The 25,779-nt window shown below is 63.9% G+C and carries 27 protein-coding genes; 15 read left to right on the forward strand and 12 right to left on the reverse strand.

Annotation, left to right across the window (positions count from 1 at the left end; translation table 11 throughout):
* Positions 1-5 precede the first annotated feature (5 nt).
* On the forward strand, positions 6-1,034 hold the full coding sequence (holA, locus tag LQG66_RS23105; RefSeq protein WP_231317969.1) for a DNA polymerase III subunit delta: 1,029 nt from the start codon (positions 6-8) through the stop codon (positions 1,032-1,034).
* 348 nt (positions 1,035-1,382) lie between these two features.
* Here the strand turns inward: holA and LQG66_RS23110 are convergent, their stop codons facing one another.
* The 7 genes from LQG66_RS23110 to hemJ form a co-directional block, all read right to left on the reverse strand.
* Complete coding sequence (locus LQG66_RS23110) at positions 1,383-2,276, reverse strand: ParB/RepB/Spo0J family partition protein (RefSeq protein WP_231317970.1); 894 nt, start codon at positions 2,274-2,276, stop codon at positions 1,383-1,385.
* 158 nt (positions 2,277-2,434) lie between these two features.
* A complete protein-coding gene (locus LQG66_RS23115; RefSeq protein ID WP_231317971.1) occupies positions 2,435-3,286 on the reverse strand; it encodes a ParA family protein in 852 nt (283 codons plus the stop codon).
* 35 nt (positions 3,287-3,321) lie between these two features.
* Positions 3,322-3,990, reverse strand: a complete 669-nt coding sequence (gene rsmG / locus LQG66_RS23120) for a 16S rRNA (guanine(527)-N(7))-methyltransferase RsmG (RefSeq protein WP_231317972.1) — start codon at positions 3,988-3,990, stop codon at positions 3,322-3,324.
* A gap of 11 nt (positions 3,991-4,001) precedes the next feature.
* Positions 4,002-5,879: a tRNA uridine-5-carboxymethylaminomethyl(34) synthesis enzyme MnmG gene (mnmG, locus tag LQG66_RS23125; protein WP_231317973.1), complete on the reverse strand. Its 1,878-nt coding sequence runs from the start codon at positions 5,877-5,879 to the stop codon at positions 4,002-4,004.
* Between the two features lie 198 nt (positions 5,880-6,077).
* Positions 6,078-7,415, reverse strand: coding sequence for a tRNA uridine-5-carboxymethylaminomethyl(34) synthesis GTPase MnmE (gene mnmE, locus LQG66_RS23130; RefSeq protein ID WP_231317974.1), 1,338 nt, complete (start codon positions 7,413-7,415; stop codon positions 6,078-6,080).
* A 171-nt stretch (positions 7,416-7,586) separates the two neighbouring features.
* Entirely contained in the window at positions 7,587-8,852 is a 1,266-nt protein-coding gene (gene rho, locus LQG66_RS23135) for a transcription termination factor Rho (protein ID WP_231317975.1), read from the reverse strand.
* Between the two features lie 243 nt (positions 8,853-9,095).
* Positions 9,096-9,518: a protoporphyrinogen oxidase HemJ gene (gene hemJ / locus LQG66_RS23140; RefSeq protein ID WP_231317976.1), complete on the reverse strand. Its 423-nt coding sequence runs from the start codon at positions 9,516-9,518 to the stop codon at positions 9,096-9,098.
* A 417-nt stretch (positions 9,519-9,935) separates the two neighbouring features.
* Here hemJ and LQG66_RS23145 point away from each other — a divergent pair, with 417 nt between their 5' ends.
* The 4 genes from LQG66_RS23145 to dnaQ are packed head-to-tail and all read left to right on the forward strand — an operon-like array spanning position 9,936 to position 12,781.
* Complete coding sequence (locus tag LQG66_RS23145) at positions 9,936-10,778, forward strand: pyruvate, water dikinase regulatory protein (RefSeq protein WP_231317977.1); 843 nt, start codon at positions 9,936-9,938, stop codon at positions 10,776-10,778.
* A gap of 8 nt (positions 10,779-10,786) precedes the next feature.
* Positions 10,787-11,395 (forward strand): Maf family protein, encoded by a 609-nt coding sequence (locus LQG66_RS23150; protein ID WP_231317978.1) that lies wholly within the window; start codon positions 10,787-10,789, stop codon positions 11,393-11,395.
* Positions 11,396-11,434: 39 nt separating this feature from the next.
* Complete coding sequence (gene coaE / locus LQG66_RS23155; RefSeq protein ID WP_231317979.1) at positions 11,435-12,034, forward strand: dephospho-CoA kinase; 600 nt, start codon at positions 11,435-11,437, stop codon at positions 12,032-12,034.
* A 48-nt stretch (positions 12,035-12,082) separates the two neighbouring features.
* The gene (gene dnaQ / locus LQG66_RS23160) at positions 12,083-12,781 is read left to right on the forward strand and encodes a DNA polymerase III subunit epsilon (RefSeq protein ID WP_231317980.1); all 699 of its coding nucleotides are present in this window, start codon (positions 12,083-12,085) and stop codon (positions 12,779-12,781) included.
* 58 nt (positions 12,782-12,839) lie between these two features.
* On the opposite strand, the gene secB is transcribed toward dnaQ, so the two are convergent.
* A complete protein-coding gene (gene secB, locus LQG66_RS23165; protein ID WP_231317981.1) occupies positions 12,840-13,328 on the reverse strand; it encodes a protein-export chaperone SecB in 489 nt (162 codons plus the stop codon).
* Positions 13,329-13,704: 376 nt separating this feature from the next.
* Between secB and LQG66_RS23170 the strand changes: the two genes are divergently transcribed.
* From LQG66_RS23170 to LQG66_RS23180, 3 genes are all read left to right on the forward strand, one after another.
* Positions 13,705-14,406, forward strand: coding sequence for a Tim44/TimA family putative adaptor protein (locus LQG66_RS23170; protein WP_231327903.1), 702 nt, complete (start codon positions 13,705-13,707; stop codon positions 14,404-14,406).
* 164 nt (positions 14,407-14,570) lie between these two features.
* Positions 14,571-16,178, forward strand: coding sequence for a murein transglycosylase A (gene mltA / locus LQG66_RS23175; protein ID WP_231317982.1), 1,608 nt, complete (start codon positions 14,571-14,573; stop codon positions 16,176-16,178).
* A gap of 12 nt (positions 16,179-16,190) precedes the next feature.
* Entirely contained in the window at positions 16,191-16,766 is a 576-nt protein-coding gene (locus tag LQG66_RS23180; protein WP_231317983.1) for a Smr/MutS family protein, read from the forward strand.
* A 10-nt stretch (positions 16,767-16,776) separates the two neighbouring features.
* On the opposite strand, the gene LQG66_RS23185 is transcribed toward LQG66_RS23180, so the two are convergent.
* The 4 genes from LQG66_RS23185 to hslV all read right to left on the reverse strand — a co-directional run bounded on the left by LQG66_RS23185 (position 16,777) and on the right by hslV (position 20,720).
* Complete coding sequence (locus LQG66_RS23185) at positions 16,777-17,865, reverse strand: hypothetical protein (protein WP_231327904.1); 1,089 nt, start codon at positions 17,863-17,865, stop codon at positions 16,777-16,779.
* A 335-nt stretch (positions 17,866-18,200) separates the two neighbouring features.
* Complete coding sequence (gene hslU / locus LQG66_RS23190) at positions 18,201-19,505, reverse strand: ATP-dependent protease ATPase subunit HslU (RefSeq protein WP_231317984.1); 1,305 nt, start codon at positions 19,503-19,505, stop codon at positions 18,201-18,203.
* Positions 19,506-19,556: 51 nt separating this feature from the next.
* Positions 19,557-20,156, reverse strand: coding sequence for a DUF2585 domain-containing protein (locus tag LQG66_RS23195; RefSeq protein ID WP_231317985.1), 600 nt, complete (start codon positions 20,154-20,156; stop codon positions 19,557-19,559).
* A gap of 3 nt (positions 20,157-20,159) precedes the next feature.
* A complete protein-coding gene (gene hslV / locus LQG66_RS23200; protein ID WP_231317986.1) occupies positions 20,160-20,720 on the reverse strand; it encodes an ATP-dependent protease subunit HslV in 561 nt (186 codons plus the stop codon).
* A gap of 221 nt (positions 20,721-20,941) precedes the next feature.
* Between hslV and hisB the strand changes: the two genes are divergently transcribed.
* The 7 genes from hisB (at position 20,942) to coaA (ending at position 25,715) form a co-directional block, all read left to right on the forward strand.
* The gene (gene hisB, locus LQG66_RS23205) at positions 20,942-21,535 is read left to right on the forward strand and encodes an imidazoleglycerol-phosphate dehydratase HisB (RefSeq protein WP_231317987.1); all 594 of its coding nucleotides are present in this window, start codon (positions 20,942-20,944) and stop codon (positions 21,533-21,535) included.
* 25 nt (positions 21,536-21,560) lie between these two features.
* Positions 21,561-22,088: a DUF2628 domain-containing protein gene (locus LQG66_RS23210; RefSeq protein WP_231317988.1), complete on the forward strand. Its 528-nt coding sequence runs from the start codon at positions 21,561-21,563 to the stop codon at positions 22,086-22,088.
* A complete protein-coding gene (gene hisH, locus LQG66_RS23215) occupies positions 22,085-22,735 on the forward strand; it encodes an imidazole glycerol phosphate synthase subunit HisH (RefSeq protein ID WP_231317989.1) in 651 nt (216 codons plus the stop codon). The genes LQG66_RS23210 and hisH overlap by 4 nt, the downstream gene beginning before the upstream one ends.
* Positions 22,736-22,794: 59 nt before the next feature.
* Complete coding sequence (gene hisA / locus LQG66_RS23220; RefSeq protein WP_231317990.1) at positions 22,795-23,532, forward strand: 1-(5-phosphoribosyl)-5-[(5-phosphoribosylamino)methylideneamino]imidazole-4-carboxamide isomerase; 738 nt, start codon at positions 22,795-22,797, stop codon at positions 23,530-23,532.
* Positions 23,533-23,544: 12 nt separating this feature from the next.
* On the forward strand, positions 23,545-24,321 hold the full coding sequence (hisF, locus tag LQG66_RS23225) for an imidazole glycerol phosphate synthase subunit HisF (RefSeq protein ID WP_231317991.1): 777 nt from the start codon (positions 23,545-23,547) through the stop codon (positions 24,319-24,321).
* A gap of 80 nt (positions 24,322-24,401) precedes the next feature.
* Positions 24,402-24,725: a phosphoribosyl-ATP diphosphatase gene (locus LQG66_RS23230; protein WP_231317992.1), complete on the forward strand. Its 324-nt coding sequence runs from the start codon at positions 24,402-24,404 to the stop codon at positions 24,723-24,725.
* A gap of 33 nt (positions 24,726-24,758) precedes the next feature.
* Positions 24,759-25,715 (forward strand): type I pantothenate kinase, encoded by a 957-nt coding sequence (gene coaA, locus LQG66_RS23235; protein WP_231317993.1) that lies wholly within the window; start codon positions 24,759-24,761, stop codon positions 25,713-25,715.
* The last annotated feature ends 64 nt before the right edge of the window (positions 25,716-25,779 follow it).

A 25,779-nucleotide genomic window follows, 5' to 3' on the forward strand; every position in this document is an offset into this window, starting at 1 on the left:
CCGCCGTGGTCGCGCTGCGCGGAAAAGACATCGACGCCTTCCTTGCCAGACCGGACGCCGCTCGGCCGCTCATTCTGCTCTATGGGCCGGATGCCGGCCTGGTCCGCGAACGCGCCGAGGCGCTGATCGCCTCCGCCGTCGACAATCCCGACGATCCATTTTCCGTGGTCAGGCTCGATGGTGACGAACTCGCCGCCGAGCCGTCGCGCCTCGTCGACGAAGCCATGACCGTACCGCTGTTCGGCGGTCGCCGGGCTATCCGGGTCCGCGCGGGCTCACGCAATTTTGCGAGCGGCGTCGAGACACTCAGCGAGATGGAGGTGCGGGACTGCCGCATCGTCATCGAAGCCGGCGATGTCCGGCCCGAGTCGCCGTTGCGCAAGATCTGCGAGAAGGCCAGGACGGCGGTGGCCATCGGCTGCTACCCCGACACCGAGCGCGACCTCGCCAGGCTGATCGACGAAGAGCTGCGCGTTGGCGGTTTGCGGATTGCGCCGGACGCCCGCGCGTCCTTGATGGCGCTGCTCGGCGGCGACCGGCAGGCCTCCCGCAACGAGCTCCGCAAGCTCGCCCTGTTCGCGCATGGCGAAGGCGAGGTGACGCTCGACCATGTCATGGCGGTGGTGGCCGACGCCTCGGAGATGAAGCTCGACCCGATCGTCGATGGCGCGTTCGGCGGCAGGCCGGACGTGGTCGAGACCGAGTTCGGCAAGGCCATGATCGCCGGCACCTACCCGGGCGTCATCATTTCGGCTGCGCAGCGGCATGCCGCCTGGCTGCACAAATCGGCGCTGGCCGTCGCATCGGGCACGCCGGCCTCGGCCATTCTGGAAGGCGGCTTTCCGCGGCTGCACTTCTCGCGCAAGCCGAGCGCCGAACTGGCGCTGCGCAACTTCTCGCCGGCGCGGCTGCTGCCGATCATCGACCAGCTCGCCGCCGCGGCCCTCGACATGCGCAAGCAGCCCGGTCTGGCCGCGGCCATCGCGCAACGGACCTTGCTGTCAATCGCGGTGAACGCACGGCGAAAGGGGTAGTCGGGCTGCCGAGCGCCCCGACTGTCTCAGGAGCGACATCCAAGACCGCGGCCGAGGCGGGGCCCCAATCTCAATCGTCATTCCGGGGCGACGCGCGCAAGCGCGGCGAGCCCGGAATCCATAGCGCTGCGCAGTCTGCCGGGAAATGGATTCCGGGCTCGTGCTACGCACGCCCCGGAATGACGCAGGAGAGACCTGCGATCACCTTGCGCAGCCGCGACCAGGAAGCACCGGCCATACCCTTCGTCGTCCGCCCGGCCATGGCGGGGTAGAGAGAACCTACAAACAAATTAAAACGGAAGTCGCCGACTCACTCATCGTCATTCGGTCGACGACATCAAGCAACGACTAGCCCTGCTCCAATCTTCGCATCACCTCGTCAAGTTGTTCGAGGCTGCGGTAGGTGATCTGCACGGTGCCGCCGGGATCGCGATGGCTGATCGACACGGTGAGGCCGAGCGCATCGCCGACGCGCTTCTCCAGCGCGATCGTGTCGGCGTCCTTCTTTTCCGCGGGCGCGCTGCCGCTGCTGCGCGCCTTCTGCGGCTTGCGCTCCGGCACGCCTTCGTCATGCGCGAGCGCTTCGGTCTGCCGGACGTTCAGCCCTTCGGCGATGATCTTTTTCGCGGCGGACAGCGCATCGGGCAGGTTGATCAGCGCGCGCGCATGGCCGGCCGAGATTTGGCCGGTGGCGATGAAGCCCTGCACCTCGGTCGGCAGCTTGGTCAGCCGCATCATGTTGGCGACATGGCTGCGGCTCTTGCCGACGATCTTGGCAATATCTTCCTGGTTACGCTGGAATTCGTTGGCGAGCGCGTGATAGCCCTGCGCCTCCTCCATCGCATTGAGATCTTCACGCTGGACGTTCTCGATGATCGCGAGCTCCAGCGCCTCGCTGTCGCTGACATCGACCGGGACGATCGGCACCTCGTGCAGACCCGCTGCCTGCGACGCGCGCCAGCGCCGCTCACCCGCGATGATCTCGAAACGGTCCGGCGCGCCCTTCACAGGCCGCACCACGATCGGCTGGATCACGCCATGCTGCTTGATCGAGGCAGAGAGCTCGGCGAGCTCCGTGTCGGAAAAAGTCCGACGCGGGTTGCGCGGATTCGGCTTGAGGAATTCGATCGGCACCTTGCGCTGATTGCGCGGCCGCTCCGGCGGCGCTCCGGCCTCGCGGCCGACGTCACCGATCAGGCTTGCGAGCCCTCGCCCCAATCGCGATCGCGACTCGTCCGCCATCGCCTTCTCCCTTGGATTCACGTCACACTCCGCCTGCCCTGGGTCAGCAATCCCACATCATGGTGTCGCGCCATGCGAGGCCACGATGGTCGATGCGGAACACGCCGTCATCTCTGGATGAGATCCGGACAAACTCGGTTCGCCCGGACGAATGCAGATCAGTTCGCGCGCAGATCACGCTCGCGCTGGATGACCTCGGTCGCGAGCTTCAGATAGGCTTCGCTGCCGACGCATTTGAGGTCGTAGACCAGAACCGGCTTGCCGTAGGACGGCGCTTCCGAGATGCGCACGTTGCGCGGGATCATCGTGTTGTAGACCTTCGCTCCCATGAACTGGCGGACGTCGGCGACGACCTGGTTCGACAGGTTGTTGCGCGAGTCGAACATGGTCAGCACGATGCCGTGGATCGACAGGTTCGGGTTCAAGGTCGAGCGCACCTGCTCCACCGTCTGCAAAAGCTGCGACAGACCTTCGAGCGCGAAGAACTCACACTGCAGCGGCACCAGGATCGCGTCCGACGCCGCCATGGCGTTGACCGTCAGCAGGTTCAGCGACGGCGGACAGTCGACCAGCACATAGGTGTAGTCCGCCTCCGGCGAGACGTTGTTGTTCAGCCCGGCGATCGCATCACGCAGACGGAAGGCACGGTTCGCGCTGGAGCCGAGCTCGAGCTCGAGGCCCGACAGGTCCATGGTCGAGCAGGCGATATGCAGCCGCGGCACCGCGGTCGGGACCACCGCATCGCGCATCGCGGCCTCGCCGATCAGCACGTCATAGGTCGAGCAGTTGCGGTTGTGACGATCGATGCCCAGGCCGGTCGAGGCGTTGCCCTGCGGGTCGAGGTCCACGATCAGCACGCGCTCGCCGATCGCCGCCAGTGCCGTCCCGAGATTGATGGCCGTGGTCGTCTTGCCGACCCCGCCCTTTTGGTTGGCGAGCGCCAGGATCCGCGGATGGCCCTCCGGATGGGGAGCTCTATCCTCTTGATAAATTTGATCAATTACGCTCATGCGCGATCGCCATTGGATTGGTTGTTCAGCGGAGGTCAGCTGCGCCGCTCGATGCAATCGATTGCGACGATCCAGCCTTGTCCGCCCGTCCGGCTGGGATAAAGTTTCGGCTCAATTTTCCAATACTTAGTAGATTCGGTCAATTCCGCTTCTACATCTTGACCCTTGAGAAACAGCGCTTTTGCGCCTTTCTTCACCAAGGGCTCCGCAAAGCCGATGAGTTGATGTAGCGGAGCCAGCGCGCGCGCAGTCACGCAATCGACTCGCCCGCCCCACTTCTCCACGATATCCCCGATCTCAGACAAATGCACTACGCTTGGCGCGCGAGTGACGCGAATGGCCTCGCGCAGGAAGGCCGCTTTCTTGGCATTCCGCTCGACCAGGTGGATCTGGGCTCCCGGCCGCTCGGCGAGCGCGCAGGCGAGAACCACGCCGGGGAAGCCTCCGCCGCTGCCGAGATCAACCCAGACCTTCGCGTCGGGAGCGAGGTCGAGAAGCTGGAGCGAATCGGCGATGTGCCGCGTCCAGAGATGGGGCAACGTCGAGGGCGCAACGAGATTGGTTTTGGCCTGCCACTCTAGGAGCAGCGCGACGTATCGGTCGAGGCGCTCCTGCGTTTCACGTGAAACGGGAGTGAGCTGCAGCGCGGTCGCCTTGTCCACTTCGGCCACGGCCAACGCCGCGGATGTTGATGATCGTTTCACGTGAAACGTCCTCAGCCCGTTGCCTTGTTGCGCCGCGCCTCACGCCGGAGATAGGCCGCAAGGATTCCGAGCGCCGCTGGCGTCATGCCGTCGATCCGCCCCGCCTGCCCGATCGTCCACGGCTTGGCTGCCGTCAGCTTCGCCCGGGCCTCGTTCGAAAGTCCTGGAACAAGCGCGTAGTCGACCTCTCCAAGCACCAAGCCCTCATCGCGCCTGAAGGCGTCGACGTCCTCGCTTTGCCGACGAACATAGACGTCGTACTTGGCGTCGATCTCGAGATGGACGGCTATCGAAGATTCAATCGATCCCAGCTCCGGCCAGATGGATCGCACTTCGGAGAAGCCAATCTCGGGGTAGGCCATCAGCTCGAAAGCCGACCGGCGCTGACCATCCCGGTTGAGGGTCAGGCCATGCTTGGCTGCCTCGTTGGGTGTGATCGTCAGCGACCGTGCAAGTGCGCGAGCCGCCGCGAGCGCATCCATCTTGGATCGGTGCCGCTCGGCGCGGAGGCCTCCGACACAGCCGAGGGCAACGCCCTTGTCGGTCAGCCGCTGATCGGCGTTGTCGGCCCGCAGGGTCAGACGATACTCGGCGCGCGAGGTGAACATTCGATACGGTTCGGTGATCCCGCGCGTCACGAGATCATCGACCATGACACCGAGATAGCCGTCGGCACGATCGAATACGATCGGCTCTTGGCCTCCCGCCAAGAGCGCCGCATTGAGCCCGGCCACCAGACCCTGAGCTGCGGCTTCTTCATAGCCGGTCGTGCCGTTGATCTGGCCGGCCAAGAACAGCCCCTCCATTCTCTTGGTCTGAAGGGTCGGCTCAAGTTCGCGCGGATCGACATGATCGTACTCGATGGCGTAGCCGGGGCGGATCATCCTGACGCGCTCCAGACCGGGAATGGTCGGCAGCAGCGCCAGCTGAACCTCTTCCGGCAGCGAGGTCGAGATCCCGTTTGGATAGACAGTCGTGTCGTCGAGCCCCTCCGGCTCGAGAAAGATCTGGTGACCATCACGATCGCCGAAGCGGACGATCTTGTCCTCGACCGACGGGCAATAGCGCGGACCGGTCGACTTGATCTGCCCGGAGTACATCGGCGAGCGATGGACGTTGGCGCGGATGACGTCGTGGGTCGCGGTCGTAGTCCGGGTGATACCGCATTGGATCTGGGGCGTCGTGATCCTGTCGGTCAGCACCGAGAACGGCTCTGGTGGATCGTCCCCGGGCTGCATCACGACCGCGGCCCAGTCGATGGTTGACCCATCCAGCCGTGGCGGCGTGCCGGTCTTGAGACGGCCAAGCTGGAAGCCGATGGCTTCGAGGGACCGGGACAGACCCAACGCCGGCGCTTCACCGACCCGACCCGCCGGCCATGTCCTCTCACCGAGATGGATGAGGCCCCGAAGGAAGGTGCCGGTTGTGATCACGACGGCGCCACAGCCGAACGCCCGGCTATCAGCGAGCTTGAGCCCGGCGATACGACCATCGCTCACAATCAGTGCGTCCGCCTCGCCCTCGATGACCTCGAGGTTTCCGGTCTCCCGGATCGCCGCCTGCATGGCTGCGGCATAGAGCTTCCGATCCGCCTGGGCGCGCGGACCTCTGACCGCTGGGCCCTTGCGGCGGTTCAGAACCCGAAACTGGATGCCGCCGGCATCCGCCACACGGCCCATGAGGCCATCCAAAGCGTCGACCTCCCGGACCAGATGTCCTTTTCCCAACCCGCCGATCGCCGGATTGCAAGACATCGCGCCGATGGTGGCGAACTGGTGCGTGACCATCGCCGTGCGGGCGCCCAGACGTGCCGAGGCCGCCGCAGCTTCACAGCCGGCGTGGCCACCACCGATGACGATGACGTCGTAAGACTTGAGATGCTCGCTCATGGCCGGATATCTAGCGCTCGCGGGTCAAGGTCGAAAGACGTTTCACGTGAAACATTCGCCGGAGAGGGTTCCGTGGTGTTTCACGTGAAACATCCCGCCGGTATCCGCGCCCCTGTTTCACGTGAAACAATTGACGATCGGTTAACCAAGCAACCCTTCATTAAGTATATTGGCAGGCAGACATCGAATCTCAGCGCCCTACTTCCCAATGCAGAACTGTCGGAAGATCACATCGAGCAGATCCTCGACATCGACCCGCCCCAGGAGCCGACCCAACGCGAGCGCGGCGATCCTCAGCTCCTCGGCCATGACCTCTTCACCGAGATCGATGGCCGCCAGACTCCGCCGCAGCGCCTCGGCCGTTTGTTGAAGCAATTGCCTCTGCCGCTCTCGCGTGATGAGGCCACTCTCAATCGAGCCGAAATAGTCGCGCGCAAAGCTGACCAGAGCCTCCAGTAGCTCAACCATTCCCGTCCCCGTCCTGGCAGAGATCCGGAGCACCGGACTTTCAGTTCGAGACGGGGTTACGCCTTCTGGACCATCAGGCCCTCGATCGATCTTGTTGCGGACCAGCCAGACCGGAGCATCACCTTGGCGTTCGACCCCGGCCCGGTCATCGTCCGACAACCACAGCACCAGATCGGCCCGCGCGGCACGGTCTCTGGCGCGGCGCACACCCTCCTGCTCGACCGGGTCGTCAGTCTCGCGAATGCCCGCAGTGTCGATCACCGTCACCGGATAGCCGTCGAGATCGAGCTGAACCTCGATGATATCACGCGTCGTACCGGCATGCGGCGAGACGATCGCGACCTCGCGCCGGACCAGCTGATTCATCAAGGTCGACTTCCCGGCGTTCGGTGGTCCGGCAATCACCACGGTCAGACCATCCCGAAGACGCTCGGCCCGTCCCTGCGCCGACAGGACCGACTCGATCTCGACCAGCAGCTGACCGATCCGCGACAGCGCCGGCGCCATCAGCTCCGTTGGCACGTCGCCTTCATCGGCGAAGTCGATCCCCGCCTCGATCAGCGCCGACGCCTCGATGATCTGGTCGCGCCAACGACGCGCCTTGTCGCCGAGCAGACCTTTCAACTGCCGCAGTGCCTGCTGCCGCTGACGGTCGGTATCGGCATGGATGAGATCGTCGAGACCTTCGGCCTCGGTGAGATCAATCTTGCCGTTCTCAAATGCCCGTCGGGTGAATTCACCAGGCTCTGCGGTGCGCATCTGCGGCATCGCCGACAGGTCCGAGAACACCGCGGCGACCACGGCCCGGCTGCCATGAACGTGGAGCTCAGCGACGTCCTCACCCGTGGCGCTCGCCGGTCCCGGAAACCACAAGACGACCGCATCGTCGATCGGCTGGCCATTGCCATCGCGCAGCAAGGCATGCGTCGCCATCCGCGCCGCCGGCATTTTCCCAGCGAACGATTGAAGCGCGGTGCCCGCATGTGAGCCCGACAGTCGGACAATTGCGATCGCACTCGGCAGAGGTCCGGAGGACAACGCGAAGATGGTCTGGTCGTGAGGATGCATGGTCCTCAGTTGGGCGCGCGAGCGACGAAACACAATCGGTTTGCGCCGGCATGCTTTACGTCCGATGGCCCGCCACGAGCAGCGGCGCACTCATCCCGAACACCCAGCACGACAAACAAAAAGGGCGCTCCAAAGAGCGCCCTTTGCCGAACCGAGAATTGCTGCGGTCGATCAGGTGTTCATGGACTCGAAGAACTCGGCATTGCTCTTGGTGCTGCGGAGCTTGTCGAGCAGGAAGTCGATCCCATCCATCGTCCCCATCGGGTTGAGGATGCGGCGGAGCACGTACATCTTCTTGAGGTTCTGCGGCTCGGTGATGAGCTCCTCCTTGCGGGTGCCGGAGCGGGCGATGTCGATCGCCGGGAAGGTCCGCTTGTCGGCGACCTTGCGGTCGAGGATGAGCTCGGAATTGCCCGTGCCCTTGAACTCTTCGAAGATGACCTCGTCCATACGGCTGCCGGTGTCGACCAGCGCGGTGGCGATGATGGTCAGCGAGCCGCCTTCCTCGATGTTGCGGGCGGCACCGAAGAAGCGCTTCGGCCGCTGCAACGCGTTGGCGTCGACACCGCCGGTCAGCACCTTGCCGGATGACGGCACGACCGTGTTGTAGGCGCGGCCGAGGCGGGTGATCGAGTCCAGCAGAATGACGACGTCACGACCGTGCTCGACCAGGCGCTTGGCCTTCTCGATCACCATCTCCGCGACCTGCACATGGCGAACGGCCGGCTCGTCGAAGGTCGACGACACGACCTCGCCCTTCACCGAGCGCTGCATGTCCGTGACTTCCTCGGGACGCTCGTCGATCAGCAGCACGATCAGATAGCACTCGGGATGATTGGCCGTGATCGAGTGCGCGATGTTCTGCATCAGCACCGTCTTGCCGGTGCGCGGCGGCGCGACGATCAAAGCGCGCTGTCCCTTGCCGATCGGAGCGACGATGTCGATGACGCGCGACGACAGATCCTTGCGGGTCGCATCCTCGATCTCGAGCCGGAAGCGCTCGTCCGGAAACAGCGGCGTGAGGTTGTCGAAATTGACTTTGTGCTTGGACTTCTCGGGATCCTCGAAGTTCAGCGTGTTGACCTTGAGCAGCGCGAAATAGCGCTCGCCCTCCTTGGGACTGCGAATATGTCCCTCGATCGTATCACCCGTGCGCAGGCCGAAGCGCCGGATCTGCGACGGCGAGACGTAGATGTCATCAGGACCCGGCAGATAGTTGGCATCCGGCGACCGTAAGAATCCGAAGCCATCCGATAGAACTTCCACGACACCTTCACCGATGATGTCGATTTCCTGGATTGCGAGCTGCTTGAGGATGGCAAACATCAGCTCCTGCTTGCGCATTGTGCTGGCGTTCTCGACCCCGTTTTCCTCGGCAAAGGAGACGAGCTCAGCGGGCGTCTTAGACTTGAGGTCCTGTAATTTCATTTCCCGCATTGGGATGGTCCTGTGGAACGTCTAGGAGGGGATGCGAGGTGGGTGTGGGAAAGCGGACGAGATGAAGGTCCGCAGGTCTGTGAAAGGCTGGCGCCGTTGGGCACCAAACCTGATGCGGCGGCCGGTCAAGCCGGAACGCAACCACATCCGCCTGCGTGAGGTGGGATAACCTAATATAGAAAATCGCGCCGCAATCCGCAAGACGTCTGCGGCAGAGCGGCATTGCTCTACCAATCGGACCGATCAGAACGGCTTGACGATCACGAGAATCACGATGCCGATCATCAATCCCGTCGGTACCTCATTCATAATACGATAGAATTTCTGGCTGCGGGTATTCTGGTCTGCGGCGAATTCCTTCACCCAGCGGGAAAACATGCCGTGGACGCCGGACAAGATCAGCACCAGGAGGAATTTTCCATGGAACCAGCCGCTGGCATACCAGTGGCCCGCCCAGACCAGGTAGAGCCCGGCCAGCCAAGTCACAGCCATGGCCGGATTGATGATCGCCTTGAGCAGGCGACGTTCCATGACCTTGAACGTCTCGGACTGCTTCGAGCCGATCTCGACGTCGCAATGATAGACGAACAGGCGGGGCAGATAGAGCATCCCGGCCATCCAGGCGATGACGGCAATGACGTGCAGTGCCTTGATCCACTCGTACATCGGAAACGCGTGATCCTCTCGGTGCGGACGATCGGGTTGCGAGCCGAGACATAGCCGCTGGCTCAGTCCCCACCAAACTAAATAAAGTTTAGAATCTTAAGGTTTGAGTCTAAGTAGCGGTGGATTGGACTCATGCAATTCTGTCCGCAGCCTCCCCGCATTTTGTCCACATCCTTCAACAAGCGTTCGGTCGAGAGCCTCCCTTGCCGGAGTCGTATACAAGTCAAATGCTTGCCGTAGATGATGGACAGCTTATCCAGAGACAAATAAACCTCCTCCCGATATCATCGGATCGGCTGCCCGATTTATCCCGGCTTGCGGCCATGTGAACAACAATCGGGGTTATACAAAGGGGGCCGACGAAGGCGGCTTTTTGGCCCCGTCCTTCACAGTGATTCACAGATTGTTAAGGATTTGATGCCCACCACCGGAAACTATTTTCACCTGCATCTGGTGTCCGACTCGACGGGCGAAACCCTGATCACGGTCGCGCGAGCCGTGGCCGCGCAGTACACCAACGTGACACCCGTGGAGCACGTGTATCCGCTGGTGCGCAGCCAGAAGCAGCTCGATCGGGTACTCGACGAGATCGAGGAAGCGCCGGGCATCGTGCTGTTCACGCTGCTCGAGAAGGATCTGGTCAGCCGGCTCGAAGGCAAGTGCCAGCAGATCAACATCCCGAGCCTGTCGATCATCGGCCCGGTGATGCAGCTGTTCGAGGCCTATCTGGGCGCGTCGACTGCCGGTCGCGTCGGCGCGCAGCACGTGCTTAACGCCGAATATTTCGCGCGCATCGACGCGTTGAACTACACGATGCTGCACGACGACGGGCAATTGGTCGACGGCCTCGAAGAGGCTGACGTCGTGCTGGTCGGCGTGAGCCGGACATCGAAGACACCGACGTCGATCTATCTCGCCAATCGTGGCGTGCGGACAGCCAACGTGCCGCTCGTCCCGGGCATTCCGATCCCGCATCAGCTCGAGACCCTGAAGAAGCCGCTCGTCGTCAGCCTGCACGCCACACCGGAGCGTCTGATCCAGGTCAGGCAGAACCGGCTGCTCAGCATGGGCGCGGAGTCCGGCAACGAGAACTATGTCGACAAGCAGTCGGTGGCTGACGAGGTTGCCTATGCCCGCAAGCTCAGTGCGAAGTTCAACTGGGTCATGCTCGACGTGACACGCCGCTCCATTGAGGAAACGGCAGCGGCCATCATCAAACTCTATACCGACCGGCAGCGGCAACGTCTGCCGGAGTCTTGAGCGGATCAATGTCCATCTGGCGCGGTGACGAGCCTCTCATATTGGCGTCGCAAAGTGGTGCGCGGCGCATGCTGCTCGCGAATGCCGGGTTGCCGTGCGAGGCCGTGCCTGCCGCCATCAATGAACGTGCGATTCAGAACGAGGCGGGTCTGGTCGCGCCGTACGAGATTGCGCTGCATCTGGCGACTGCGAAGGCGCAGGCAGTTTCGGCGATCAAGCCCGGTTCATATGTCGTCGGGGCGGATCAGACACTTGCGCTCGGCGAGCGCATGTTCAACAAGGCCGCCGGCCGTCAGCAGGCCATGCAGCAGCTGCTCGCATTGGCTGGGCGCACCCATGCGCTGCATTCGGCAGTGGCCGTCGTCCGCAACGGCGAGGTTGCGTTCTCTCACGTCGCAGTTGCCTGGATGACGATGCGTGGTCTGACCGAAAGTGATGTCGCAGCCTATCTCGATGTGGCTGGCGAGGTCGTCACCTCCAGCGTCGGCGCTTATCAGCTCGAAGGGCTGGGGGTGCATCTGTTCGATCGCATCGATGGCGATCACTTCACCATTCTGGGCCTGCCGTTGCTGCCGCTGCTCGCATATTTCCGGGAAGCGCAGCTGCTTAGGATCTAAAGTCCAGATCGTGACGGCCGCGCACGGGAGTAGACGGCAATGAGAGTGTTGGGCCTGACTGGCTCGATGGGAATGGGCAAGTCGACGACGGCGAAATTATTCGCCGAAGCTGGCGTACCGGTCTATGACGCCGATGCCACGGTCCATAAGGTCTATGAGGGTGAGGCAGTGCCGGCGATTGAAGCCGCCTTTCCCGGAACAATCGTGAGCGGCAAGGTCGACCGCGCGAAGCTGTCGGCCAAGGTCGTCGGAGACCCGGCGGCCATCCGCCATCTCGAAGCGATCGTACATCCGATGCTGCGGTCGTATCATCAGACGTTTCTCGACGATGCGGAGAAGTCCGGCGTGCCGGTCGCCGTTGTCGATGTCCCGCTGCTGTTCGAGACCGGAGGCGACAAGCGCGTCGATGCGGTCGTCGTGGTCACGACATCGCCCGAGATCCAGCGTCAGCGGATCCTGGCGCGGGGTCTGATGACGGAAGAAGCACTCGACGCGCTGCTGGCCAGGCAGATGCCGGACGCCGAAAAGCGCCGGCGGGCGGATTTCGTCGTGGATACGTCCGATGGGCTCGACCCGGTACGGGCGCGTATCCGCGACATCCTCGCCGAGGTTGTTAAGATGCCGCGGCGGCGGGGCTGATTCGCGCCGCCCATTGCGGCAGGCCAGGATTGCAACGGATCAAGTGAGATGCGTGAGATCGTTCTCGATACTGAAACCACCGGCCTCGATGCCTTGCGCGGCGATCGTCTGGTCGAGATCGGCTGTGTCGAGATCATCAACCGCATGCCGACCGGCCAGGTCTTCCATCGCTACATCAATCCTGAACGCGACATGCCGGCCGAAGCCTTCGCGGTTCATGGCCTATCGAGCGAGTTCTTGGCGGACAAGCCGCTTTTCTACGAGGTCGTCGAGGATTTCCTGCAGTTCATCGGCGATGCACCGCTGGTGATCCACAACGCGTCGTTCGATATCGGCTTCATCAATGCCGAGCTCGACCGGGTCAAGCGTGTGGCGATCCCGCGCGACCGTTTGGTCGACACGCTGCTGCTGGCCCGGCGCAAGCATCCCGGTGTATCAAACCGGCTTGACGATCTGTGCTCGCGCTATGCGATCGACAACTCCCGGCGCACCAAGCATGGCGCCTTGCTCGACGCCGAGCTATTGGCCGAAGTCTATGTCGATCTGGTCGGTGCGCGGCAGTCGCAGCTGATCCTGACCCAGGAAACCCAGGAGATCCGCATCGGTGCGGCGGGCGAAGCGCCGCGCCGGCAGCGCGATATGCCGTTGCCGCCACGGGTCAGCGACGCCGAGCGCGAGGCACACCGCGCCTTCATCGCCACCTTGGGCGACAAGCCCATCTGGATGGATTTTCTCGCGGGAACGTGATCCGCCTCGCGGTAGCGGACCACGCCCGTCAATCAATCAACAATACGATCCTAACAGATCAGCTCGACCGGATCTGGGTACCCTCAGCGGCTGCCTGACGTTCCATATTCTGGCGGTACAGGCCGACGAAATCGACCGGATCAAGCATCAGCGGCGGGAAGCCGCCGTCGCGCACCGAGTTGGCGACGATCTCGCGTGCGAACGGGAACAGCAGGCGCGGACACTCGATCAGGAGCATCGGCGAGAGGTTCTCGCGCGGGATATTCACCAGCCGGAACACGCCGCCATAGACCAGCTCGAAGCTGAACATCACCTGGCTGCCGCTTTCGGCCTTGCCCTCGATGGTAAGGGTTACTTCATATTCGCTCTCGGAGATGTTGTTGGCGCCGACATTGATCTGAATGTTGATCTGCGGTGCCTGGCCCTGGGGCGCCAGGGATTGCGGCGCGTTGGGATTCTCGAACGAGAGGTCCTTGGTGTATTGCGCCAGCACATTCAGTTGAGGAGGAGGGGCCGCCTCGGGATTGGCGCCGTTACCGTTGGTCATCGAAGTGTTCTCCTGGCACAAGGGGCGGGTATTTGCGGCGCGTGGCTACCATAGGGCCGGCTTGTTCCACAAGGACGAGCCGTCCGGCGTGCTGCACGGGCGGCCGTCCCGGGCTTGCCGGGTCTCGTCTGCCGCCATTTGTCGCATTTGTCGCCAACAAGGCCGCCAGGCGGGTTCGCCTACCCGATCGGATTTCCCCTCGAGGGGGAAACGCGTTAGGATCGCCCTGCCACAATGTGCCATTGGCCGGGCCCAATTCGATGACTACATCCGGTTAGACCCCAGCGATTCACGGGTCCTTACCCCGGCTCCTGTAAGACGGGTCTCCGATGGCTGGAACCCGCTGGCGTTTCGACAAGTCAGAAAGCGACACGACGTGGATATTTATACCATCATCTTCCTGGCATTGGCGGTCTTCATCTTCTTCCGCCTGCGCGCCGTACTCGGGCAGCGCACCGGCAGCGAACGGACACCTTTTGACCGCGCCGCCCGCAATGCGCTCCAGGGGGCGCCCGACAACCATGTCATCCCGGTTCCCGGCAAACCCCTGGATCCGGCGGTGCCAGTGCCGGGTACGGAGATCATCGGGTCGGCCGATCGCTGGCGCGGCTTGACCGAGCTGGGGACCCCGCTCGCCGGTGGTCTCGATGCGATCGTCGCGCAGGATGCCGCGTTCGATCCGCGCCATTTCCTGTCCGGCGCGCGCAGCGCCTATGAGATGATCGTGCTGGCCTTTGCCAATGGTGACCGCCGGGCGCTCCGCGACCTGCTGTCGTCCGAGGTCTATGACAGCTTCGAGTCCGTCATCAAGGATCGCGAGAAGCACGAGCAGACGACGGAAACGCGGTTCGTTTCGATCGACACGGCCGAGCTGGTCGGGGCCGACCTGCGTGACCGGACGGCCCAGCTGACGGTTCGCTTCGTGTCGCAGATGATCTCGGTGACCCGCGACAAGCTTGGGGCGATCGTCGACGGCAACCCGGACAAGGTCGCCGATATCACCGACATCTGGACCTTCGCCCGCGATATCGGCTCGCGCGATCCCAACTGGAAGCTGGTCGGCACCGGCAGTCATTGACGCGGAATAGACCGCCGCTGCCGGGGTCACATCGAGGTGACCCGTTAGCAGGCGTTTTGCAAGAGGAGGAGCACGAGGCGGATTCTCGGCTTTTGAATGCCGGGCTTTTTTTAGATCCTGTTTTTTCCGAGCTTCGCGTTGAGTGATACTTTGATGGTGCAGGCATGGTTCGCGAAATTTGGAAGCGGGGTTTTACCGCCGGCCGCCTCAAATACTGGACGCCGGCGCTCGCCTTGAGCGTCGCTGCCGTGGCGCTCGCGCCCTACGCAGCCGAGGCCGTACGTTCGCGCTCCCGGTCAGTCGCGCCGGTGCGTCACCTGCCCTACCCCCAGCTCGACTGGCCGCTCGAAATCACCAACAGTCAGTATCTGCCGCTGGCATGGAACGACGTGCCCGGCTGGAACGACGACGACCAGCTCGCCGCCTACAGAACGTTCCGCGCCAGCTGCAAGCCGATCGCGGCCAAGCCCGACGGCGCGGCCGAGGACAAGGCCCTCGGCGACTCCCTGCGCGATCCCTGCCGCGATGCGCGGGCGTCCGATCTCGCCGACAACGCTGCAGCCAAGGCGTTCTTCGAACGGCATTTCGAGCCGCTGAAGATCTCCAAGCTCGGCGACGCCGATGGCTTTGTGACCGGCTATTACGAACCCGTCATCGAGGGCTCGCGGACCCAGAACGAGGTCTACAACGTTCCGGTCTATCGCCGGCCCTCCAACCTGTTCGTGCGCGGCTTCAAGCAGGACGCGGCCAATCTGCCGAACAAGGGCGCCGTCTATCGCAAGATCGGCCGGCGCAAGCTCGTGCCCTACTATGATCGCGCGGAGATCGAGGACGGTGCGATCGAAGGACGCGGCCTGGAGATCGCGTGGCTCAGGAACCAGACCGATCTGCTGTTCGCGCAGATCCAGGGTTCGGCGCGCATCAGCCTCGATGACGGCTCGACCGTGCGCATCAACTACGATGCGTATAATGGTCTCCCCTACACGCCGGTCGGCCGCATCCTGATCGAGCGCGGCATCATCCCGCGCGAACAGATGTCGATGCAGCGCATCCGCGACTGGATGGAGCAAAATCCCGAAGGAGCCAACGAGCTGCGCCGGATGAACCGCTCCTACATCTTCTTCCGCGAGGTGCAGCTGTCGGATAAGGACGAGGCCGTCGGCGCGCAGGGCATTCCGCTGACGCCGGGCCGTTCGATTGCAGTCGACAAGTCGCTGCACGTCTATGGCACGCCGTTCTTCATCACCGGCGAGCTGCCGATCGAGTCCGAGAAGTCGAAATCCGCCTTCCACCGGCTGATGATTGCACAGGACACGGGTTCGGCGATCGTCGGACCCGCGCGCGCCGATCTCTACTTCGGGGCCGGTCAGGAGGCCGGCAAAGTCTCAGGCCGGCTCAAGCACAACATCCAGTTCGTCATGCTGGTGCCGAAGAGCCTCGATCCGGTCGCGCGCGGCCGCAAGATGCCGCTGCCCGATGCGCGGCCGTCGGAGAAGATCGCCAAGCTGTTTCCGCAGGTGCCGCCCAAGGATCCCGTAAAGGACGCCGTCAAGGAACAAGCGAAGGACCAGTCGACGCAGCAGGACCAGGCCAAGACCGCGGCCGCGTCCTCAGCCAAGGATGAGAAAGCTCCCGCGAGCGCCGCCACGACCGTCGCGCAGAACGTGGTTGCGGCGCAGACGGTCCCGCTGCCCGAGGCCAGGCCACGAATCGAAAGTGATCGCAATATCCGCCGATTGCGTTATGGCAGACGTCACCGCCACCGCCGATGAATCGCCGTTTCCATGTCGCATGATCCCGAGCCGCCGCGCGGCCGTCGCAAGCGCGGCCTCTCCGAGGACGAGCGCACGCTGTGGGAGACGGTCGCGCGACAGGTCAAGCCGTTGCGCAAGAAGCCGCGTCCGGTGCGGCCGCATCCGCCGATGGCGACCGCCGAACCGCAGCCGGAGAAGCAGGGCATGACGCCGCGGCCGGTCGTGCCGGTTGCCGTCCCCAAACCGGCAAGGCCGGCAGCGCCGCCTCTGGTTCCGCTGGGGCGCCGTGAACGCGCGCGTCTGTCGCGCGGCCGCAGTGACATCGAGGCGCGGCTCGACCTGCACGGCATGACCCAAAGCCGGGCGCACCAGGCGCTGCATCATTTTCTGCATCGGGCGCAGCACGACGGTCTCACCTTCGTGCTCGTCATCACCGGCAAGGGCGCGATGGGTGGGGATCCCGAACGCGGCGTGTTGCGGCGCCAAGTGCCGCATTGGCTGAGCCTGCCGGAATTCCGCCCGCTCGTCGTCGGCTTCGAGGAAGCCCATGTCGGCCATGGCGGCGCCGGCGCGCTCTATGTCCGGATCAGGCGCGCGCGCTCGTAGCAGATGTTAGTTAGAACGGCCGGATGATGCCGACGCGCGGCACGGCCGTGATGATCCAGGCCAGGATCGTCGTCTTGCGATCGTCGGCATCGATCGGAGCGACGGCCTTCGCTGCCGGCAGCATCTTCACCGCGTGAAGCAGCATGATCATGCAGACCACCCAGCTCGAGATCCAGCGCGAATAGTCGAACACCATCGCGAACATCACGAGGTAGGCGAGGCTGATCATGATCAGCGTGGCGACGACGATGTTGCGATGACGCTGCTCGGCCAGCGCACTGATGAGGTCCCTGAGATGGCGCCAGAGCGGCGCATGCAGCCAGATCAGGAGCGCGTAGACGGGCACGCCGAGCAGGTTCGACGGCATGCGTGCCCAGGTGTCCTGCACCTCCTTCGACAGCGGCTGGTACCAGACATAGGCGAACTGCAGGAGATCGGTGCGCTGGGGATCGACCATGCGCGTCTGCAGGTACCGTACGAAGTCGGCCTCGGGGACAGGCATGGTGCCGAGAAACTGCGCGGCCAGGAACAGCGCGCCGAGACCGAGCAGCGCGCCTCCCCCTGCAGCCAGGTCGAGGCGCGTGACGTTGCGCGCAGTGTAGTAGCGCAGCACGACGATCGCGGCGATCGTCGGCACATACATCAAGAGGTGGATGTGATGGATCAGTATCAGGGCGGCGGACAAGAGCGCTGCGAGCAGCACGTAAGCGAGCGAGCCGGCGGGCACCAGCAGCAGGATGATCGCGGCGAGACAGCCATAGATGTCGAAATGGCCGAGCGCAAACAGGAAGTTCTTGAAGACGAACGGCGAGCCCGCGGTGAACACGAACAGCGGCAGCTGTGCGCGGTCGAAGCCGAAGGTCCGGTGGAACAGACGCACGAACAGCGCGAGCGTGATCAGCCAGACGCTGCCGGCCAGCGCGAACACCAGCCAGATCGGCACCTTCGCCGTGAACAGCCCGACCACGGCGCCGATCAACGCGCGCTTGGTGAAGCCGTAGTGATAGTCGACCAGCAGATGGATGTAGGGGATGTAGGGCGGCAGCGTGATCTTGTGCAGGACGACGCCGAGCATCACGGCGGCGTTGACCGCCAGCATCAGGCGCCAGTGTGATAGCGAGAAACGCGCTCCCTCTTTTCTCGCGAATGATGATGAGGAGCGAAGCTGCGGCAACGCACTCACTCTAACTTCTCCCCGCTTGCGGGGGCGCGACGAGCTTCGCTCGCGCTGGGAGGTCGGATTGCATCGACAGATGCAATCCGGGTGAGGGGGTACAGGTCTAACCGTTCACACCGATCGGGCGTCTGCCCCTCACCCCAACCCTCTCCCCATAAGAACGGGGAGAGGGAGCGCACTGCGCCCGGCGCTACACCGTCGACCACATCCCATGGCGATGTGCGCATCCGCGTCTCAAAGCCTGTCGTAACGACTGATCACAAAATGAACCGGCTGAGATCGGCGTTCTTGGCGAGATCGCCGATGTGCTGCTGCACATAAGCAGCGTTGACCTGAATTGTCTCACCGTTCCGATCAGAGGCCGTGAAGGAGATATCGTCGAGCACGCGCTCCATCACGGTCTGCAGCCGGCGTGCGCCGATGTTTTCGACCGTGGAGTTGACCGCGACCGCGATGTCGGCCAGCGCATCGATCGCGTCGTCGGTGATGTCCAGCGACACGCCCTCGGTCTTCATCAGCGCGACATATTGCTTGATCAGCGACGCCTCGGGTTCGGTGAGGATGCGCCGCATGTCGTCGCGCGTCAGCGCCTGCAGCTCGACCCGGATCGGCAGCCGGCCCTGCAGTTCCGGCAGCAGGTCGGAGGGCTTGGCGATGTGGAAGGCGCCGGAGGCGATAAACAGGATGTGGTCGGTCTTGACTGCGCCATGCTTGGTCGAGACCGTCGTGCCTTCGATCAACGGCAGCAGGTCGCGCTGCACGCCTTCGCGCGAGACGTCGCCGCCGGGCCGGTTCTCGCGCACGCAGATCTTGTCGATCTCGTCGAGGAACACGATGCCGTTGTTCTCGACGATGCTGATCGCTTCCTGGATCAGCTGGTCATTGTCGAGCAGCTTGTCGGATTCCTCGTTGATCAGGATATCGTGGCTGCTTTCCACCGTCAGCCGGCGCGTCTTGGAGCGTCCGCCCATCTTGCCGAAGATGTCGCCGATCGAGATCGCGCCCATCTGTGCGCCCGGCATGCCTGGGATCTCGAACATCGGAAAGCCGCTGCTCGACGATTGCGTTTCGATCTCGATTTCCTTGTCGTTGAGTTCGCCGGCCCGCAGCTTGCGACGGAACGAGTCGCGGGTCGCGGCGCTGGCATTGGCGCCGGCCAGCGCATCGAGCACGCGCTCCTCGGCGGCAAGCTGGGCGCGGGCCGCGACATCCTTGCGCTTGCGCTCCCGCTCCTGGACGATCGCGACCTCGACGAGATCGCGGACGATCTGCTCGACGTCGCGGCCAACATAGCCGACCTCGGTGAACTTGGTCGCCTCGACCTTCAGGAACGGCGCGCCGGCGAGCTTGGCCAGCCTCCGCGCGATCTCGGTCTTGCCGACGCCGGTTGGGCCGATCATCAGGATGTTCTTCGGCAGGACCTCCTCGCGCAGGCCGCTGTCGAGCTGCAGCCGGCGCCAGCGGTTGCGCAGCGCGATGGAGACGGCCCGCTTGGCGTCAGCCTGGCCGACGATGTAGCGGTCGAGTTCGGAGACGATTTCGCGGGGGGAAAAGTCGGTCATAGGGCTCTAGCTAGGGTCGGACGGGGACGAGGGCAAGCCGGATTTCCGCCGTCACAGGATGGGTGGACCCGCCTGCCACTGCCGGACCGCCTCGGAGGGGTAAAGCAGCATCAGCACGTTCAGTGTCAGGTTGTCGCGAATGTGCAACCCGACCCCGATCTCGAAGGCGACCGCAACCAGCACCGTGAGCCAGACCGGCAGCACCCGCGCCAGCAGGAAACCGGTCATCATCGCCAGCGTATCGCCGAGGGAGTTCACGATGCTGTCGCCGAAATAATCGAGCGAGATCGTGGCGGCACGATAGCGCTCGATGATGAAGCTCGAATTCTCGACCAGCTCCCAGGCGCCCTCGATCAGCATCGCGAGGATCAGCCGCCCCTGCCACGGCAGGCGCGGCACGACCAGCGCGGTCAGCGCATAGAAGAGGAAGCCGTGAATGATGTGGGAGAACGTGTACCAGTCGGTGAGATGCTGGGAGTTCTCCGAGCTCTGCACGACGCCATGCCACAGCTTGACCGTGCCGCACGCGCAGATCGGCAGCCGACCCATCGCAAACAGGATCGCGGCCTGCAGCGCCAGCAGCCCGGGCACCAGGATGAGCCATGGTCCGGACGAGCGCCGAGCCCGAGCGCTGATCTCGTCCGCGCTCATCGTTCACTCGGCCGAGAGCGCTTCGATCGTGATGTTACGATTGGTGTAGACGCAGATGTCGGCTGCGATGTCGAGCGAGCGGCGCACGATGCTCTCGGCGTCCTTGTCGGTGTCGACCAGGGCGCGCGCGGCGGCGAGCGCATAATTTCCGCCCGAGCCGATCGCCATCACGCCGGATTCCGGTTCCAGCACGTCGCCGGTGCCGGTCAGGACCAGCGAGACGTCCTTGTCCGCGACGATCATCATGGCTTCCAGCCGCCGCAGATAGCGGTCGGTGCGCCAGTCCTTGGCGAGCTCGACGGCGGCGCGGGTCAGCTGCCCCGGATATTGCTCGAGCTTGCTCTCCAGCCGCTCGAACAATGTGAAGGCGTCGGCCGTGGCGCCGGCGAAGCCGCCGATGACATCGCCCTTGCCGAGCTTGCGGACCTTCTTGGCGTTGGACTTGATCACGGTCTGGCCGATCGAGACCTGGCCGTCGCCGCCCACGACCACCCTGCCCCCTTTGCGGACGGTCAGGATCGTGGTGCCGTGCCAGACGGCGGGCTCATGGGGAGATGCGTGCATGAGGGGTCCTTGGTTGATGCCCTGATTTAGGCGTTTGGGCCCGGGGATACAATTACCGGACCCAGCACCGGACCCAGTGGCTCGGGCCCCTGCCCTGCCCGATCGGGTCTTGAAATCCGCTCACCATGGCCCGAGATGTGGCGCTCATCCCGTCATCCCGCAGTAGCTAAGGTGACATCCGCCTGTTAAAAGAGCCGCGTTTTCAAGGGAAAGCTGACCCCATGCGTAGCGCGACCATCAAGCGCAAGACCAAAGAGACCGACATCGAGGTCGCCGTCAATCTCGATGGCTCCGGCGCGGTGAACATCGCGACCGGTATCGGCTTCTTCGATCACATGCTGGATCTGCTCGCCCGGCATTCCCGCATCGACATGACCGTCAAGGCGGTCGGCGATCTCCATATCGATTTCCACCACACCACCGAGGATGTCGGCATCGCGCTCGGCCAGGCCGTGCGGCAGGCGCTCGGCGACATGGCCGGCATCACCCGTTACGCCTCGATCCATATGCCGATGGACGAAACCCTGACCCGCGTCGTGATCGACGTGTCGGGCCGGCCGATGCTGGTGTTCCGCACCAGCTTCCCGCGCGACAAGATCGGCGAGTTCGACACCGAGCTGGTGCGCGAATGGTTCAACGCCTTCGCCATGAACGCGGGCATCACCCTGCATGTCGAGACGCTCTACGGCGAGAACGCCCATCATATCGCCGAATCCTGCTTCAAGGGTCTGGCGCGGGCGCTGCGGGCCGCATTGGCGGTCGATCCGCGCAACCAGGGCGAAGTGCCATCCACCAAGGGTCAGCTCGGCGGCTGACCGCCTCCCTCAAGGGATTATCGACATGCCGGTTTATACGGTCCACGCGCCCCTCGCCGCCGGAGCCGATCCGCGTTCGACGGATCGCTTCGTGTTCATCCGCGATGGCTTCCATCTCTGGGCCGCCGTGCTCGGCGCCGTCTGGCTGGCCTGGCACCGACTATGGCTGGCGATGCTCGGCTGGGCCGTGCTGATGATCGCGCTCGACGTGATCCTGGTGCGTGTCGGCGTCAGCGGCGGCGCGATTGCCGGCATCGATCTGTTGTTCGCAATCCTGCTCGGTTTCGAAGCCTCCAGCCTCGAGCGCTGGAGCTACTCGCGCGGCAATTGGCGCCAGCTCGACATCGTCGTGGCCGATGATCTCGATGCCGCGGAACGGCGCTTCTTCGAGCGCTGGGCCGCCCGGCGCAGCACCATCGGCTACGACAACCATACGGTCGATCGCGGAGCGGCTCCGCCCACACGCGACAACGGCAACGGACAGCGCCCGCCGCCGCCCCTGCCCCACGCCAGCATCATTGGCTTGTTTCCCGAACCCGGAGGTGGACGATGAGTGTTGCGATCATCGATTACGGCTCCGGGAATCTGCATTCGGCCGCCAAGGCGTTCGAACGCGCCGCGCGCGGCATGGAGGATCCGCAGAAGATCATCGTGACGCGCGATCCCGACACGGTTTATCGCGCCGATCGTATCGTGCTGCCGGGTGTTGGCGCCTTTGCGGATTGCCGCCGCGGGCTGGATTCGGTGGACGGCATGCTCGAAGCGATGACAGAAGCCGTTCGCCACAAGGCGCGGCCGTTCTTCGGCATCTGCGTCGGCATGCAGCTGATGGCGACGCGCGGCAAGGAGCACGTCACGACCAATGGCTTTGATTGGATCGCAGGCGATGTCGAGAAGATCGCGCCACGCGACGAGAGCCTGAAGATTCCCCACATGGGCTGGAACACGCTCGACCTGGTGCAGGAGCATCCGGTGCTGGAGCGGCTGCCGCTTGGGCCGAAAGGCCTGCACGGCTATTTCGTGCACTCCTATCACTTGAAGGCGATCAACGAGAACGATGTGCTGGCACGCGCCGACTATGGCGGGCCGATCACGGCGATCGTCGGCAAGGACACTGCGATCGGCACGCAATTCCACCCCGAGAAGAGCCAGCGTTTCGGTCTCGCTTTGATCTCCAACTTCCTGAAATGGAAGCCGTGAGCGCTTTCGTCCTGTTCGCCTCAGAGGCGGGCAGGGCGCGTGCTTGAAAGACAACTCAGATGATTCTGTTTCCTGCCATCGATCTGAAGAACGGCCAGTGCGTGCGCCTGGAGCAGGGCGACATGGCGCGCGCCACCGTGTTCAACCTCGATCCCGCCGCCCAGGCCAGGAGCTTCGCTGACCAGGGCTTTGAATATCTCCACGTCGTCGATCTCGACGGCGCCTTCGCCGGCAAGCCTGTCAATGCGCAGGCCGTCGAAGCGATGCTGAAAGTCGTCAAGATGCCGGTGCAGCTCGGCGGCGGCATCCGCGATCTCAAGACCGTTGAAGCCTGGCTCAACAAGGGCATCACCCGCGTCATCATCGGCACCGCCGCGGTGCGCAATCCCGAACTGGTGAAGACCGCAGCCAAAGCGTTTCCAGGCCGCGTCGCCGTCGGGCTGGATGCCCGCGACGGCAAGGTCGCGGTCGAAGGCTGGGCCGAGACCTCCGAGGTCACGGCGCTCGATATCGCCAAACGTTTCGAGGACGCCGGCGTCGCCGCGATCATCTTCACCGACATCGCGCGCGATGGTCTGCTCAAGGGCTTGAACCTCGAAGCCACGATCGCGCTCGGCGACGCCATCTCGATCCCGGTGATCGCCTCCGGCGGCCTCGCCTCGATCGAGGACGTCCAAGCGATGCTGTCGCCGCGTGCGAAAAAGCTCGAAGGCGCCATCGCCGGCCGTGCGCTCTATGACGGCCGGCTCGACCCGGCGGAGGCGCTTGCGCTGATCCGTGCGGCGCGCGCTGCGTAGGAGATTGGTACGATGTTCAAGGTCCGCGTTATTCCCTGTCTCGACGTCAAGGACGGACGGGTCGTCAAGGGCGTCAACTTCGTCAATCTGCGCGACGCCGGGGACCCGGTCGAGGCGGCCATCGCCTATGACGCCGCCGGCGCCGACGAGCTCTGCTTCCTCGACATCACCGCGACCCATGAGAACCGCGGCATTATGCTCGACGTTGTCCGGCGTACGGCGGAGGCCTGCTTCATGCCGGTGACCGTCGGCGGCGGTGTGCGAACCATCGACGACATCAAGACGCTGCTGCGCTCGGGGGCCGACAAGGTCTCGATCAATTCGGCTGCGGTGAACAGGCGCGAATTCGTCAAAGAGGCGGCCGAGAAGTTCGGCGAGCAGTGCATCGTCGTGGCGATCGACGCCAAGTCCGTCGCCCGGCCAGGCGGCGGGACGCGCTGGGAGATATTCACCCATGGCGGCCGCAAATCGACCGGCATCGACGCCCTGGAATTTGCCCAGGAGGTGGTATCGCTGGGCGCCGGCGAGATCCTGCTGACCTCGATGGACCGCGACGGCACGCGGCAGGGCTTCGACCTGCCGCTGACCCGGGCGATCGCCGACAGCGTGCCGGTCCCTGTCATCGCCTCCGGCGGCGTCGGCAACCTGGATCATCTGGTCGAGGGCATCCGCGAGGGCCGCGCCACCGCGGTGCTTGCCGCATCCATCTTCCATTTCGGGGAATTTACCATCCGGCAGGCCAAGGAGCACATGGTGCGCCAAGGCCTGCCGATGCGGCTCGATCCCTGACGACATTGCGCCGCAAAAATGTTACATGAACGCTGGCTCACCCGCCTCCAAGGGTGGGCCTACGTTTCGAGCACTGGCTGATGTCCCGCTTCACGCTTCACGATCTGGCTGCCATCATCGACGCGCGCGCCGCGGCGGGCGGCGAGGCGTCCTATACGCGCAAGCTGCTCGACAAGGGCCCATCGCAATGCGCCAAGAAGATGGGTGAGGAGGCGGTCGAGACGGTCATCGCGGCGATCGGCGAGGATCGCGAGAACCTGATCGCGGAGAGCGCCGATCTGCTGTTTCACTTGCTGGTGCTGTTGAAATCGCGGGACGTCCGTCTCGACGAGGTCGAGGCGACTCTGGCCAAACGGACGGGTATGTCCGGACTTGAAGAAAAAGCGGCGAGGAAGAAAGACTAGCGCCGCGCGCTCGGGGAAACGAAGGGCAGCGTCATGGATATGCGCACTGTCGACCAACAATATAATCCGTATCGGGTGTTTACCCGCGAGCAATGGTCGGAGCTGCGCAACGACACGCCGATGACGCTCGAGCCCGGCGAGTTTTCCAAGCTCCGTTCGATGCACGACCGCCTCGATCTCAAGGAGGTCGAGGACATCTACCTGCCGCTGTCGCGACTGCTGTCGATGTATGTCGATGCGGCACAGCGGCTGTACTACGCGCAGCGCCAGTTCCTCGGCATCCGCGACCGCAAGATGCCCTACATCATCGGCGTCGCCGGTTCGGTGTCGGTCGGCAAGTCCACCACCGCACGCGTGCTGCAGGCATTGCTGGCGCGCTGGTCGCCGCGGCCGAAGGTCGACCTCATCACCACCGACGGTTTTCTGTATCCGAACGCGGTGCTGGAGCGGCAGGGCCTGATGCAGAAGAAGGGCTTTCCGGAAAGCTACGATCTGCCGCGCCTGCTCGGCTTCCTCTCTGACATCAAGGCCGGCCGCCATCAGGTGCGCGCGCCGGTCTACTCGCATCTCACCTACGACATCGTGCCCAATCAGTGGGTCGAGATCGATCAGCCCGATATCCTCATCGTCGAAGGGGTGAACGTGCTGCAGACCGGGCCGCTGCCGCGCGACGGCAAGGCCGTGCCCGTCGTCTCCGACTTCTTCGATTTCTCCGTCTATATCGACGCCGACGAGGCGGTGCTGCGCAAATGGTACGTGAAGCGCTTCCTGTCGCTGCGCGACACCGCGTTCCATGATCCCAGGTCCTACTTCAACCGCTATGCGCTGCTGTCGGACGAAGAGGCCATCGCCACCGCGATCGCGATCTGGGAGCGCACCAACCTCGCCAATCTCGAGGACAACATCCTGCCGACGCGGCCGCGCGCGACGCTCATCCTGAAGAAGGGCGCCGACCACGAGGTCGAGTCGGTGGCGCTGCGGCGATTGTGAGCTCGGCCGTTGAGCTTTGCGAGATCGCGTAACGTGTCGGGGAACGAATAGTCTCTCCGTCATT

Origin of the sequence: Bradyrhizobium ontarionense, assembly GCF_021088345.1 — a bacterium.
GTDB classification, from domain to species: domain Bacteria; phylum Pseudomonadota; class Alphaproteobacteria; order Rhizobiales; family Xanthobacteraceae; genus Bradyrhizobium; species Bradyrhizobium ontarionense.